Origin of the sequence: Muribacter muris, assembly GCF_004569585.1 — a bacterium.
In the GTDB taxonomy this organism is placed as follows: Bacteria; Pseudomonadota; Gammaproteobacteria; order Enterobacterales; family Pasteurellaceae; genus Muribacter; species Muribacter muris.
In genome coordinates this window covers 1-13,447 of the sequence record NZ_SPPA01000028.1, presented here as the reverse complement: position 1 = coordinate 13,447, position 13,447 = coordinate 1, and the positions used below count along the sequence as shown (strand labels likewise).

General features: G+C 48.4%; 10 protein-coding genes. 5 read left to right on the top strand and 5 right to left on the bottom strand.

Annotated elements, in window-relative coordinates:
• Positions 1-75: 75 nt before the first annotated feature.
• The 3 genes from glpA to glpC all read left to right on the top strand — a co-directional run bounded on the left by glpA (position 76) and on the right by glpC (position 4,713).
• Positions 76-1,767 carry an anaerobic glycerol-3-phosphate dehydrogenase subunit A gene (glpA, locus tag E4T80_RS10885; protein WP_135058322.1) on the top strand — a complete coding sequence of 564 codons (1,692 nt, stop codon included), beginning with the start codon at positions 76-78 and terminating at the stop codon, positions 1,765-1,767.
• Complete coding sequence (gene glpB, locus E4T80_RS10880) at positions 1,757-3,040, top strand: glycerol-3-phosphate dehydrogenase subunit GlpB (RefSeq protein ID WP_135058320.1); 1,284 nt, start codon at positions 1,757-1,759, stop codon at positions 3,038-3,040. Before glpA ends, glpB begins: the two co-directional genes overlap by 11 nt.
• A gap of 401 nt (positions 3,041-3,441) precedes the next feature.
• Entirely contained in the window at positions 3,442-4,713 is a 1,272-nt protein-coding gene (gene glpC / locus E4T80_RS10875) for an anaerobic glycerol-3-phosphate dehydrogenase subunit GlpC (RefSeq protein WP_135058318.1), read from the top strand.
• 96 nt (positions 4,714-4,809) lie between these two features.
• Here the strand turns inward: glpC and E4T80_RS10870 are convergent, their stop codons facing one another.
• From E4T80_RS10870 to proA, 5 genes are all read right to left on the bottom strand, one after another.
• A complete protein-coding gene (locus E4T80_RS10870) occupies positions 4,810-6,339 on the bottom strand; it encodes a class I SAM-dependent methyltransferase (protein WP_167740726.1) in 1,530 nt (509 codons plus the stop codon).
• Between the two features lie 133 nt (positions 6,340-6,472).
• Positions 6,473-7,762: a tRNA lysidine(34) synthetase TilS gene (gene tilS, locus E4T80_RS10865; protein WP_135058314.1), complete on the bottom strand. Its 1,290-nt coding sequence runs from the start codon at positions 7,760-7,762 to the stop codon at positions 6,473-6,475.
• Between the two features lie 14 nt (positions 7,763-7,776).
• Positions 7,777-8,211 (bottom strand): D-aminoacyl-tRNA deacylase, encoded by a 435-nt coding sequence (gene dtd / locus E4T80_RS10860; RefSeq protein WP_135058312.1) that lies wholly within the window; start codon positions 8,209-8,211, stop codon positions 7,777-7,779.
• Complete coding sequence (locus E4T80_RS10855; protein WP_135058310.1) at positions 8,208-9,059, bottom strand: virulence factor BrkB family protein; 852 nt, start codon at positions 9,057-9,059, stop codon at positions 8,208-8,210. Before E4T80_RS10855 ends, dtd begins: the two co-directional genes overlap by 4 nt.
• Before the next feature lies 1 nt (position 9,060).
• Positions 9,061-10,311, bottom strand: a complete 1,251-nt coding sequence (proA, locus tag E4T80_RS10850; RefSeq protein WP_135058308.1) for a glutamate-5-semialdehyde dehydrogenase — start codon at positions 10,309-10,311, stop codon at positions 9,061-9,063.
• Between the two features lie 96 nt (positions 10,312-10,407).
• Here proA and mutL point away from each other — a divergent pair, with 96 nt between their 5' ends.
• Both mutL and cpdA read left to right on the top strand, forming a co-directional pair.
• The gene (gene mutL / locus E4T80_RS10845) at positions 10,408-12,258 is read left to right on the top strand and encodes a DNA mismatch repair endonuclease MutL (protein ID WP_135058306.1); all 1,851 of its coding nucleotides are present in this window, start codon (positions 10,408-10,410) and stop codon (positions 12,256-12,258) included.
• A 133-nt stretch (positions 12,259-12,391) separates the two neighbouring features.
• Entirely contained in the window at positions 12,392-13,219 is an 828-nt protein-coding gene (gene cpdA, locus E4T80_RS10840; protein WP_135058349.1) for a 3',5'-cyclic-AMP phosphodiesterase, read from the top strand.
• The last annotated feature ends 228 nt before the right edge of the window (positions 13,220-13,447 follow it).

The following is a 13,447-nucleotide window of genomic DNA, read 5'->3' as shown; positions in this document are numbered from 1 at the left end:
TTATATTCGCTCATTTGACTAGAATATCAGCCGATTTTGTTTGAACGGTTATTTTTTATTGTGGGAGAGGCATCAATGCGGATCGCAGCTCAACTGTATCAAAATGCGGCGGATTTCTCGCCGATTACCAGCGATGTGATTATCATTGGCGGCGGTGCAACGGGCGCAGGTATTGCCCGAGATTGTGCATTGCGGGGGCTATCCTGTGTATTACTGGAGCGGCGGGATATTGCCACAGGTGCAACAGGGCGTAACCACGGCTTGTTGCACAGTGGTGCACGTTATGCGGTGAACGATCAAGAATCCGCCCGTGAATGTATTGAAGAAAACTTGATCCTCAAACGCATTGCCCGCCATTGCATTGAAGACACTAAAGGGCTGTTTATCACACTTCCCGAAGACGATTTGGCTTTTCAGAAAACTTTTCTGCACGCCTGCGAGCAATCTGGCATTGAGGCGGTAGCGATTGAGCCGGATTTAGCACGGCGGCTTGAACCGTCGGTCAATCCGTCGTTAGTGGGGGCGGTTGTTGTGCCGGACGGCTCGATTGACCCATTTCGCCTTACCGCCGCGAATATGTTAGATGCCACCGAGCACGGTGCGAAAGTGTTCACCTATTGCGAGGTCAAAGGCTTAATCCGTGAAGGTGGGCGGGTGATCGGCACGCAGGTTTTCGATCATAAAAACCAATGCCAACGCCAATTTTTTGCGCCTGTGGTGGTGAATGCCGGCGGAATTTGGGGTCAGGGCATTGCCGAGTATGCGGATTTAAGCATCAAAATGTTTCCGGCGAAGGGGGCATTGCTGATTATGGGGCATAGGATCAACAATCTGGTGATCAACCGCTGCCGCAAGCCTGCCGATGCCGATATTTTAGTGCCGGGGGATACCATTTCGGTGATCGGCACAACCTCCAGCCGTATTCCGTACGATCAGATCGACAATATGCATATTACCGCCGAAGAAGTAGATATTCTGTTCCGTGAGGGCGAAAAATTAGCACCGAGCTTGCGTCATACCCGTGTACTGCGGGCGTACGCAGGGGTTCGACCGTTGGTGGCGGCAGATAACGACCCGTCAGGGCGAAATGTCAGCCGAGGCATTGTACTCCTCGACCACGCCGAGCGGGACGGCTTAGACGGTTTTATCACCATTACCGGTGGTAAATTGATGACCTATCGTTTAATGGCGGAGTGGGCAACGGATCTGGTTTGCAAAAAATTGCACCGAACCGACCGCTGTACCACGGCTGAAAAGGCACTACCGGGCTCGAACGAAAGTCGGGAAGAGACCAACCGTAAAGTGATTTCCCTGCCAAGTCCTATTCGTTATTCAGCGGTGTATCGGCACGGTTCACGGGCGGCAAGGCTGCTCGACACCGCACGGCTCGACCGTTCGCTTGTGTGTGAATGTGAGGCAGTTACCGCCGGTGAGGTGCGTTATGCGGTGGAAGAATTGAGCGTGAATAATCTGGTCGATTTACGCCGCCGTACCCGTGTCGGAATGGGAACGTGCCAAGCGGAATTGTGTGCCTGCCGTGCCGCCGGTTTGATGACCCGTTTTGACGTTGCTAGCCCGCAGCAATCGACCACCCAACTTGCCGCCTTTATGGAAGAGCGTTGGCGGGGGATCGAACCGATTGCGTGGGGCGATGCGTTACGGGAAGCGGATTTCACCCGCTGGATCTATTACAGTTTACTCGGCTTAAATGATGTGGAGCAAGGTGTGCCGACAGCACAGAAGGGGACGGACGACAATGAATTTTGATGTAGTGATTATCGGCGGCGGCTTAGCTGGATTGACTTGCGGCATCGTGCTACAACAAGCGGGCAAACGTTGCGCCATTATCAACAATGGACAGGCGGCGATTGATTTTTCCTCCGGCTCACTGGATCTGCTTAGCCGTTTACCAAGCGGTCGGTTAGTCGAAGATTTTTGCAAAAGTTATGAGGCACTTGCCACCGAGCAACCCGAACACCCCTACTGCATTCTCGGCAAACAGCAGGTGATGGCAAAAGCGCAACAATTTGAGCAATTAGCCGCCGAGATTAAACTCGATTTAGTCGGCTCGCACACACAAAATCATTTTAGGGTAACGCCGCTCGGCTCACTGCGGGCAAGCTGGTTATCACCAAACAGTGTGCCGACATTGGCATTAAGCGAGCCGTTTCCGTTTCAACGGATTGCCGTACTGGGGATTGAGGGGTATCACGATTTTCAGCCACAATTATTGGCGGCAAATTTAGTGAAAAATGTGGCGTTTAAGCATTGCGAGCTGACCACCGGTTTTCTGAATATTCCGGAGCTGGATCATCTGCGGGATAACGCGCGGGAATTTCGCAGCGTGAATATCGCTCAACTGCTTGCGCATAAATTGGCGTTTGACGATTTGGTAGCGGAGATTAAAAGCGCGGCGAAAAATGCCGAAGCGATTTTCCTGCCGGCGTGTTTTGGGCTAGATGATCAACGCTTTTTCGATCAGCTAAAAGCGGCGGTTGGGCTGGCAATATTTGAACTGCCGACCTTGCCGCCTTCGCTGCTTGGTATCCGCCAACATCATCAGCTTCGCCAACGATTTGAACAGTTGGGCGGGCTATCAATAAATGGCGACCGCGCATTACGGGCGGTGTTTGAACAGCAAAAAGTGGCGAAAATTCACACGCAGTTACATCAAGAAAATGCGATTTCCGCCCGTCATTTTGTGTTGGCAACGGGCAGTTTTTTCAGTAACGGCTTGATCGCTGAATTTGAGCAAATTGTCGAGCCGCTTTTCCGTGCCGATATTATCGGTTGTGAAAATTTTGTGCCAACTGACCGCTTGTCGTGGACGGCAAACCGATTTGCCGCCGCCCAACCTTACCAAGCCGCAGGCGTGGCAATCAATGCACAATGTCAAGTCCGCAAAGACGGTCAATTTATGGCTAATCTTTATGCGGCGGGTAACGTCATTGGCGGCTATCACGGCATTGAACTCGGCTCCGGATCGGGCGTGGCAGTGGTTACTGCATTAACGGTGGTAGAGCAGATTTTGGCGGGCTAATCTCCCCAGTCCCTCTTTGAGAAAGAGGAGAGTAGTTTGCGAGTAGTGGTCGGTTGAAAGCTCGCAGAGGTTACGTTTTATAGGTAATGCGGTTGGTGGCGGTAGGGCGGATTTTTGCTAATCTCCCCCAGTTTCTCTTTACAAAAGAGGGGAGTAGTTTGCGTGGAGTGATCGGTTGAAAGTTCGCAGAGGTTACGTTTTATGGGTAATGCGGTTGGTGGCGGTAGGGCGGATTTTTGCTAATCTCCCCCTGCCCCTCTTTGAAAAAGAGGGGAGAGGTTTGCGAGTAGTGGTCGGTTGAAAGCTCGTAAAGGATAATCTTTTATTGTAAGAAAGGCGATGAAAACGCAAGCCTATTGGAAGACGAAAATTAACATTTAACATATTTGTGGGAAAAAGAGATGAATATTGCTGCGTTAATTGAAAGTGCCAAGCAAAGCAGCCTGCCGAGTGTAGTGCATCAGGGCATTGATAGCAGTTTTGAGAGTTGCATTAAATGTACGGCTTGTACTGCTGTTTGTCCGGTGTCTCGGCAAAATCCGATGTATCCGGGGCCGAAGCAAGCGGGGCCGGACGGTGAGCGTCTACGCCTGAAAAGTGCGGAGCTTTATGACGAAGCGTTAAAATATTGTACTAACTGTAAACGTTGTGAGATTGCCTGCCCGTCCGATGTCAAAATCGGCGATATTATTGTGCGAGCCAGAAATTCGCATTTAGATCGGCAAAATAAACCGCTTGCCCACAAGCTGCGTGATGCGATTTTGAGCAATACGGATTTGATGGGAAAAATGAATACGCCTCTTGCTCCGATCGTCAATCGGATCACCGGTTTAAAAGCGACCCGTTTTTTGTTGGAGAAGACGTTGAATGTCAGCCGTCAGCGTACTTTACCGAAATATGCGTTTGGTTCATTCCGCCAGTGGTATCTGAAAAAAGCGGCGGCGCGCCAAGCTTTGTATCGTGAAAAAGTCGCCTATTATCACGGCTGTTATGTTAATTACAATAATCCGCAGTTGGGCAAAGAGCTGATTGATGTGTTTAATGCACTGGATATTGGCGTGGTACTGCTAGAGAAAGAGAAATGTTGCGGTTTGCCGTTATCCGTGAATGGTTTTCCCGAAAAAGCGAAGAAACAGGCGACATTTAACCTTGCCGAGCTGGAGAAAATAGTCGGTGTGCGCGAATTAGAGGTCGTTGGCACGTCGTCCAGTTGTACAATGAATTTGCGGGACGAATATCATCACGTTCTCGGTATGGACAACGCCAAAGTCCGTCCGCATATTCATATTGTAACCCGTTATTTATATCAACTGTTGCGAGAGGGCAGAACTTTGCCGGCAAAACCGTTGCCGTTGAAGGTAGCATACCATACCGCTTGCCACGTTGAAAAAGCCGGCTGGGCACCTTATACCCTTGAGGTGCTAAGACAGATTCCCGAATTAGAGATTGTGATGCTACCGTCTCAATGCTGTGGCATTGCCGGTACTTACGGTTTTAAAGCGGAGAATTACGCCACTTCGCAAGCGATTGGTAACCCGTTATTCCAACAGATCAACAATGGCGGCTTTGATTATGTCATTTCCGAGTGCGAAACCTGTAAATGGCAGATTGATATGTCCACCGATCTCACCTGTTTACACCCGATCACCTTGTTGGCAATGGCGTTAGCGTAGTGTTGCAAATTATCTAAGGAAACCGACCGCTTGTTTCATCAAAAAGGCATTTTAAAATGCCCTTTTGTGTTGAATGGATAGGTAACGCTACTTTAACTAGATGATGCCGAGGTGTTTAAGCATCGGCAGATGATTTTGGCAGAAGTTATCGTAGATCTCGGTTAAATAGGTGGTGATATCTTCATCATTGTGTAGTGGCTGATCATTTTTATTTAAGGTCGCGTTACTTTCTTTTAGCAAATTAAACACAAATGTAACCCAATTTTCTTGCGGCACTTGCTCAATATAGGCGAGTAAGAACCAGCGATCGAGCAGCTTAATTCGGTATGCGGCGCCGATAACCGGGCTAACCAAGTAATCTACGGTAAATTCCGGTGAGCGGGATTGCTCTAAAATGTAACGGTTAAAGGCATCGCAACGAGGGCGAGCGGCTTTAATTTGTGCGTTAGATTGCACTGCGGATAAATGTCCTTTACCACTTAATACGGCAAGGGCAGTGAAAACATCGTATTCGCTGAGCCGTTTTTTGAGGCTATCGGCTAATTTGCCGACATTATGCACTTTATGATCTTGCAGTTTGTCCAGTATCGGATTGAATAGATCGGCATTTAAGTCGATAGTAAGATGAGCGGAGGCTTTCATTTCAATATTATCACGAGATGTGTGCAAGATAACATCTAACTTACGCCACGCTTGACGTTTTTGATACCCGTTGAGCTGCACACCGCCTTTTATCCAAAAGTCCCGTCTAAACTGTTTATTCACAATGAAATCTTTGACCGTTTGGGCAAAATTGGTATGGTTAAAGCAGCCCATTAATTGCTGCTGCTCTTTAGAGTAGAGGCACATATCAAAGTCATCCAAATAATTGGATGAGCAGGCAAAGGACAGTTTGGCTTGCTCCAACCATTTTTGCATATCCGAGAAATACATCGGTTGCCAGTGCTGATTGAGATATTCGTGGACAATATAATTCGGTTCTTTCTCTTTCAAGCCTTGAAGACGTGGGAGTAAATGGGGAGAGCTTTCGATGAGTTGTGGGCTTTGTTGGAAGATTTTCTCGACAAAATCGATACTTTGTTGAATATTTTGTCGGTAATCACTTGATGCCGAGGTCATTGTACTGTGATATTGCGATAATAAATGGCGTAACGGCGAAGGCGCAGACCAACCCGGTAAGGTGTTATAGCTGATATATAACACACCACCCACTTTGAGTTTTCGTTGCAGGAAATCGACAATAATTTGACGGTTTTCATCGGAAATCCACGACCAAATACCGTGCAGCCCGATAAAATCAAATTCCGGCAGATCATCACGTTGGCAAAATTCCTTAAAGCCTTGATCGGCAATTAATGCTCCGTTATTGGCGATTTGAGAAAGCTGTTGCGCAAAATTGGCGTGTGAAGGATTGAAATCCGTTGCGTACCATTTGGCTTGCCCGCCGGTGGCGTGAATATTGAGTGAAATGCCTTGCCCGAACCCGAGTTCGCAGGCATTTAACATTTCCGGTGCCTTAAATCCCGCCATTAAAAGTGGAATAATCATATTGTTGGGGTTTAATTCGGAGTAATAACCAAAAGTGTAGTTAATATCACTCGTATAACCTTCAGACCAATTTGACATACTGTTGTCTCCTTTTAATAACTTCATACCGTTCCATAAGCATTAATCTTGTTGGACGGGCGTATTATAAAGATATTTTTGAAATAAACCCTCTCTTTTTGTCAGTATTGACAATTTTCTTTAGCCAAACGCGTTAGTTTCGGTGAGAAATTGTGATTAGCCCGACAAATTGCCCCTGCCAACATATCACCGGCGTATGAGGGCGTTGCCACGGTGGAATATGATATTGTTGATAAATTTTCTTCATCTGTTCACGTTGGGTTTTGCCGTACACCGCGACTTTACCGGTTGCACCAAAGCAAAGGGTGAGCGTTTCATTACCCAATGCCTGCGGCAATGACAAGCGGTGAGTTTGGTGCGAAACTTGGCAAATCAACTCAATCCCCTGACGGCGAATGTCAATGCAATGATCGGCTAATCGCAGCCCCTCAATCATCGGAGGAAGCGGATATGCTGTCGGGGCAATGGTCGGCAAAGGCTTGACGAGATAAAGGCGTTGTTGGTAACGGCGGATCTGTTTTTCGCTCAGTTGCACTTGCGGTTGTCTATCTGCCTGTGCCGCAATCATTTGGCTAAGCACAGCGTTTAACTGCTCACGGGTCGGCATCGGCTCGCCGCATCGTGCCAGCCATAATCGGATCAACTGCCGCTGCTTGAGCGTTGAAAACGTGGGGAAGCGGTGAATATCCAACGAGCCGTCTGCCTGCTCAAAACATTGCTCAAATTCAGGGCGGAGCAATTCTTCCAGTAACTGTTGCTGCTCTTGGCAATGTTGGCTGGAGCGGGCGACCATTTGATTAAAATGCGCCCAGCGGGCGTTGAGCAGTGGCAACATATTTTGGCGTAAGAAATTGCGGTCAAAATCCGTGTCAGCGTTGCTTTCATCGTCCACCCAATCTAAGTTGTGTTGAACGGCATAGGCGAGCAAATCGGCTTTTGAGGCGTTAAGCAGCGGTCGGAAAAGGGTAAAATTTTGCCGATAACTGACCGCTTGCATTGCGCTTAACCCTTTCACTCCGCTCCCTCTTTTCAAGGCAAGGAAAAAGGTTTCCGCCTGATCATCTAAATGATGGGCAGTGGCAAAGATTTCTGTTGCACTGATGAAATCGGCAACGGCTTGATAACGGGCGTGGCGGGCGTTTCCTTCCAGCCCCTGCGTGCCACCAACCTGTACTTTTCGTACCTCGCACGGCACGTCCCATTGGGTGCAAAGTTGGCGGCAGAATGCCGCCCAAGCATCAGCATTCGGGCTTAAACCGTGATGAATATGTACCGCTCTCAGCGTTAAGTTTCGCTGTGAGCGGGCTTGGACAAACAGATGCAACAATGTCACGGAGTCCACGCCGCCGCTCAAGCCGATCAAAAAATCCGTGTGCTGCGGGAAGAAACGGGCGAGTTGCTGTTGGAATAGCGTGAGTATCATCAAACGTCCTGAGGCTAAACCTGTAACCAAAAGGTAACCGGCCCGTCATTTTGCAGGCTGACTTGCATATCCGCCGCAAACTGCCCCGTTTGGGTGGTAATCTGCTCGGCAGCTTGGCGGTGGAAATAGTCGTATAAACGTTCGGCATCCGCCGGATTTGCCCCTTTGGAAAAGCTAGGACGCAAGCCTTTTTGCGTATCGGCGGCAAGGGTGAATTGCGACACAACCAACAAACTGCCCCCGGCTTGCTGCACGTTTAAATTCATTTTGCCCTGTGCATCGCTGAACAGGCGGTAATGCAATACTTTTTCAAGCAAGCGATCGGCTTTGACGGTATCGTCCCCCTGTTCTACCCCCAATAAAATCAACAAGCCTTTGCCGATTTCGCCGATCGTTTGGTGATCGACCTCGACTTTTGCCCAATTGACACGTTGAATCAAGGCAATCATTCCGTCTCCTTTTGTGGTAATGGGTTAGCTAAGGTGCCAAGGCGGATCATTTCCAGATCTTTCAACACCGAGGCGAGTTGCCCGCCGAGTAGCACCACCTGCCAGCTTAAATGAATCCAGACGATCATAATCGGAATGGTTGCCAACGCCCCGTAAATCGCTTGGTAGGACGGGAACGTGGTGATATACCACACAAACCCCTGTTTGCCCAGCGTGAAAAAGGTGGCAGCAAAGAGTGCGCCGATGGCGGCGTGGCTGAACTTCACTTTCGTGTTCGGCACAATCAGATAAACCAAACTAAACAGTAGCCAAATCAGCAAAAACGGAACAAAGGTTAATAGCGATTGGCTGAATGAAAACAGCCCGTCCGAGCTAAACAGCGATAGGGAAAAAATATAGGAGCTGACCGCCAGACTTGCACCGGCTAAGATTGGCCCGAAAATCAGTACCGCCAAATAAATTGCAAAGGACAGCACTAACGATCGCTTTTGGCTATTGTGCCAAATTTCGTTGAGGGCAGTGTCAATGCTGGAAATCAGTAATACGGCAACCACAACTAAGCCGATAATGCTGATGAACCCCATTTTTTTGGAATTTTCCACAAATAAATTCAGGTATTCCTGTACAACATCTCCTGCGCTGGGGGCAAAATTGCTGTACACAAAGTGTTGTAACTGCTCGGTCGCCTGTTCAAATATCGGGAAAAAGGTAAACACCGAAAAGATCACCATAATCAGCGGTACAACCGCAAGCAAGGTGCTATAAGTGAGGTAGCCGGCTGACACCGGAATTTTATTTTCCAAAAACCGAAAAATAAACAGGCGGATAAAAAATATCGGATTTCCCATTCTAGCCCCTTGCTAAATAATCCCCTTCGCACACCCATTTGTAAGTGGTGAGTGCTTCCAGCCCCATTGGGCCGCGGGCGTGTAATTTTTGGGTGCTGACCGCCACTTCCGCCCCTAAACCGAACTGTGCGCCGTCCGTAAAGCGGGTGCTGGCGTTAATGTAAACGGCGGCGGCATCGACTTGTTGCACAAATTGGCGAGCGAGGGCGTGATCGGCGGTTAAAATCCCTTCGGAATGATGGCTGCCATAGGTGCGGATATGCTCAATGGCTTGCGCAATGCCGTCCACTACCACCACGTTGAGATCCAACGACAGCCATTCTTGGCTTAAACGCCCGCTCACAAGCGGTTGAATCGACATCGTTTTTTGCAAATCAGATGGGAAATCATCGCTGTGCAGGGTAACGTTTAAATGCCCCAAATGGGTGGCTAATTTCGGTAAAAACTGATCGGCAATCCGGCGATCGACCAACAAGGTTTCAAGGGTGTTGCAAGTGCTTGGGCGCTGGGTTTTGGCATTAGCGATCACCGACAGTGCTTTGGCTTGATCGGCGCTCGCTTCCACATATAAATGACACACGCCAATGCCGCCGACAATCACCGGAATGGTGGTATTTTCCTTGCAGAATTGCTGCAAGCCCGCCCCGCCACGAGGAATAACCATATCAATATAGTGATCCATTTTAAGTAATTCCAGCAATAAGGCACGATCGGGATCGGTTACGGCTTGCACCGCTAACGGTGGTAAGCCGGTTTTCACCAACGCATCTTGGATCACCTCAACCAAGATCGCATTAGTGAATTTCGTTTCCTTGCCGCCACGCAAAATCACCGCATTGCCGGTTTTTAAGCAGAGGGAGGCGACATCAATCGTTACATTCGGGCGTGCCTCATAAATGGCTAAAATCACCCCTAACGGCACACGTTGGCGGGAAATGCGCAAACCGCTGTCTAATACACCGCCGTCTATAATTTGTCCGACAGGATCGGCTAATGTCGCCACATTCCGCACATCGTTGGCAATCCCTTGAAGGCGTTCTTCGGTCAGTAACAAGCGGTCGATTAACGCCGCAGAAATGTTTTGTGATTTCGCATAGTCAATATCCTGCTGATTTGCCGCTAAAATGTCTGCACTGCGTGCTGCCAAACTGTCGGCAATCGCTAACAATGCCCGATTTTTGTGGGCATTTCCATACTGTGCTAACGCAAAGCCTGCTTGTTTTGCCTGCTTGGCTAGGTCGATCATCTTCATCGCTTATCTCTCAATAAAAAATAAACAAGAGTTTATCACATCTTGGCGAATAAAATGGTAAAGTACGTCATTTCCTGATGTTGTCGAGAGAATGTAATGAGCCAGCCTAAACCCCTAATTCAAATTTTACCCCCTCAACTTGCTAACCAAATTGCAGCCGGTGAGGTGGTGGAACGCCCCGCTTCCGTGGTGAAAGAGTTGGTGGAAAACAGTTTGGATGCCGGTGCGACACACATTCAGATCGACATAGAAAAGGGCGGTTCGCAACTGATCCGGATTCGGGACAACGGCTGTGGGATCGGCAAACAAGATTTAGAACTCGCCCTCGCCCGCCACGCCACCAGCAAAATCGCTACCCTTGAGGATTTGGAAACCATCTTAAGTTTGGGCTTTCGGGGCGAAGCCTTGGCGAGTATCAGCTCAGTGTCTCGCTTGACCCTCACCTCTCGCCCCGAGTATCAAACGGAAGCGTGGCAGGCATACGCACAAGGGCGTGAAATGGCAGTGGATATTCAGCCTGCCTCTCACCCTGTCGGCACAACCATTGAAGTGGCAAATCTCTTTTTCAACACACCGGCACGGCGGAAATTTTTGCGTACCGATAAAACCGAATTTGCCCATATTGACGAAGTGGTGCGCCGCATTGCTCTTGCCAAACCGAGCATTACCTTTACGCTTACCCATAACGATAAAAAAGTGCGTCATTACAAGGGCGTGGCAAATCAAAGTGTCGAGCAGCAACAAAAGCGGGTGGCAGCCATTTGCGGTGAGGCGTTTATTCAACACTCCACCCATATCGACTGGCAACACGATGACCTGCATTTATACGGCTGGATTGGTGCACCGAGCCTTGCCCGACCGCAAAACGAGGTGAATTATAGCTATGTCAACGGGCGGATGATGCGGGATAAAACCATCAACCACGCTATCCGCCAAGCCTACGGCGAACAACTGGCGAAAGAGCATTATCCGGCGTTTGTACTGTTTTTAGATATTGATCCGGCTCACGTCGATGTCAATGTTCACCCGGCCAAACACGAAGTGCGTTTTCATCAAGGGCGGCTGGTGCACGATTTTATCTATCAAGGCGTGTTGAATGCGTTGGAAGGGCAGACGCCGCTCCCGTTACACACGCAGGAAGTGGGCGAGCCGCTGCCGACCTACCAGAAAGATACCAACCGTGCAGCATCGGGGCAGAATATTTTCGTCTCACCGCCCGTTGCCTCTCAACATTGGGCGGCACGTCCTCAACCGCCGGCAGCGAAAAGCCTGCAAGCCGTGCAGAAATATTATGGTGAATTGTTGCGTACGGAGAGTGATAGCAAGCGGTACGATCCGCCTCAAAATGTGCAACAATCGGTTGAAGCGGCCGGAAAGCCGAGTTTGCAAAAAGTTGCGCCGATCGCCCCGCTTGTCTCTTCGACAATACCGCAAACCGGCTATGCGCAGGTGCTGGCAGTGGTGCAAAATCGGGCATTATTGCTGAAAGAAGATGAGCAATTTTATTTGCTCGCCCTTTCTACATTGTATCAACTGAAGCTACGTTACCAACTTAAAAAAGGCGACACACAGGGATTGTTAATTCCGTTGATGATCGGCTTAAATGAGGCACAAACGGCTCAATGGCAGCAGTATGAAGCGGATCTAAAGGCGTTGGGATTTATTATTCAACCTAAACAGTGGCAAGGGCAAACGCGGCTGACTATTTCACAAGTGCCGACTTGTTTACGCCAGCAAAATTTACAGCAATTATTACTGGGATTATTTGAACAACAAGCGGGCGATTTAAGTGATTTTTTTGCAAAAAATGCCGATTATCCGACCGCTTGCAGTGTAGCAGAGGCAGTGGCGTTATTGGCGGAGGTAGAACAGTGTGCCGACAGCAAAGCGGCACTTTCGGCCGCGCGGGTTGCAATAGATTTTGCACACTATCTCAACGATCTTTAAATTTGCGTTATGAAAATAACGTAAATTTGTCTTAAAAATGTGGCAGAGTCTGCATTTTTTCATTTTGCTTGCTGACAACCGAAAGGAAATCGGTAAATTAGTCGGCAGTTTCATTTTTAGTTTTAGAGTACCTATGGACAGCGTTTATCACTTTCCCTATTCAACGCCTGTTGTCCGCATTTTGCAAATTACCGATCCCCACCTATTTGCATTGGACAATGGGCAGCTACTTGGTGTTAATACTTCACAGAGTTTTCAAGCCGTGCTTGATGCCATTCAACAAACGGCTTTCGATTATGATTTTGTCCTTGCGACCGGTGATTTGGTGCAAGATCATAATCGAGAGGCATATCATCGCTTCGCCAAAATGGTGAAACCGCTACAAAAACCGATTTTTTGGGTGGAGGGTAATCACGATATTCAACCGCAAATGCGCAATGCACTGGCAATGTATGCCCAAATGCAAATGGCAAAGCATATCTTAGCGGGGGATAAGTGGCAGATTATTTTGTTGAACAGCCAAATTCACGGGCTACCGAAAGGGGAACTGGCACAGGATCAACTGGCATTTTTAAACGCCAAACTGACCGCTTACCCGAACCGTTATAGTCTGGTGGTGTTGCACCATAATGTTTTGCCGACTCAATCAGCGTGGCTGGATCAACATAGTCTTGCTAATGCGGACGAACTTGCTGCCGTATTAGCGCCTTTTCAGAATGTAAAAGCGATTTTACACGGGCATATTCACCAAGAAGTTGATGCACAGTGGCACGGCTACCGTGTGCTTGCGACCCCTTCGACTTGCATTCAGTTCAAACCGAATTGCGATACATTTACCTTAGATGCCGTACCACAAGGCTGGCGGGAGCTGAATTTAATGCCGGACGGTTCGATTGAAACGATTGTCAAGCGGTTAGATTGCGTAAAATTTTTACCAAATTTTGCGGCACAGGGTTATTAACACCTAATTTGATGACGAAAATGACGTTTTTTGTTGGAAAATTCAGCTTGGTGCATTTATTTTCATCAAATGCGTATTTTTTTGAAATTTTTCTCAAAAAGCGCTTGCATTGATTTTGGATTTCTCTATAATGCACACCACACAACGACGCACTGTTGTGAAGAAGTTAAAATTACGGTGCGTCGTTCTTTTTTGCTCTTTAACAATGTATCAGACAATCTGTGTGGG

What these genes read in the sequence shown, in the direction of transcription:
- glpA (WP_135058322.1), top strand. Translation starts at nt 76, where the DNA reads ATGCGGATCGCAGCTCAACTGTATCAAAATGCGGCGGATTTCTCGCCG.
- glpB (WP_135058320.1), top strand. Translation starts at nt 1,757, where the DNA reads ATGAATTTTGATGTAGTGATTATCGGCGGCGGCTTAGCTGGATTGACT.
- glpC (WP_135058318.1), top strand. Translation starts at nt 3,442, where the DNA reads ATGAATATTGCTGCGTTAATTGAAAGTGCCAAGCAAAGCAGCCTGCCG.
- E4T80_RS10870 (WP_167740726.1), bottom strand. Translation starts at nt 6,339, where the DNA reads ATGTCAAATTGGTCTGAAGGTTATACGAGTGATATTAACTACACTTTT.
- tilS (WP_135058314.1), bottom strand. Translation starts at nt 7,762, where the DNA reads ATGATACTCACGCTATTCCAACAGCAACTCGCCCGTTTCTTCCCGCAG.
- dtd (WP_135058312.1), bottom strand. Translation starts at nt 8,211, where the DNA reads ATGATTGCCTTGATTCAACGTGTCAATTGGGCAAAAGTCGAGGTCGAT.
- E4T80_RS10855 (WP_135058310.1), bottom strand. Translation starts at nt 9,059, where the DNA reads ATGGGAAATCCGATATTTTTTATCCGCCTGTTTATTTTTCGGTTTTTG.
- proA (WP_135058308.1), bottom strand. Translation starts at nt 10,311, where the DNA reads ATGAAGATGATCGACCTAGCCAAGCAGGCAAAACAAGCAGGCTTTGCG.
- mutL (WP_135058306.1), top strand. Translation starts at nt 10,408, where the DNA reads ATGAGCCAGCCTAAACCCCTAATTCAAATTTTACCCCCTCAACTTGCT.
- cpdA (WP_135058349.1), top strand. Translation starts at nt 12,392, where the DNA reads ATGGACAGCGTTTATCACTTTCCCTATTCAACGCCTGTTGTCCGCATT.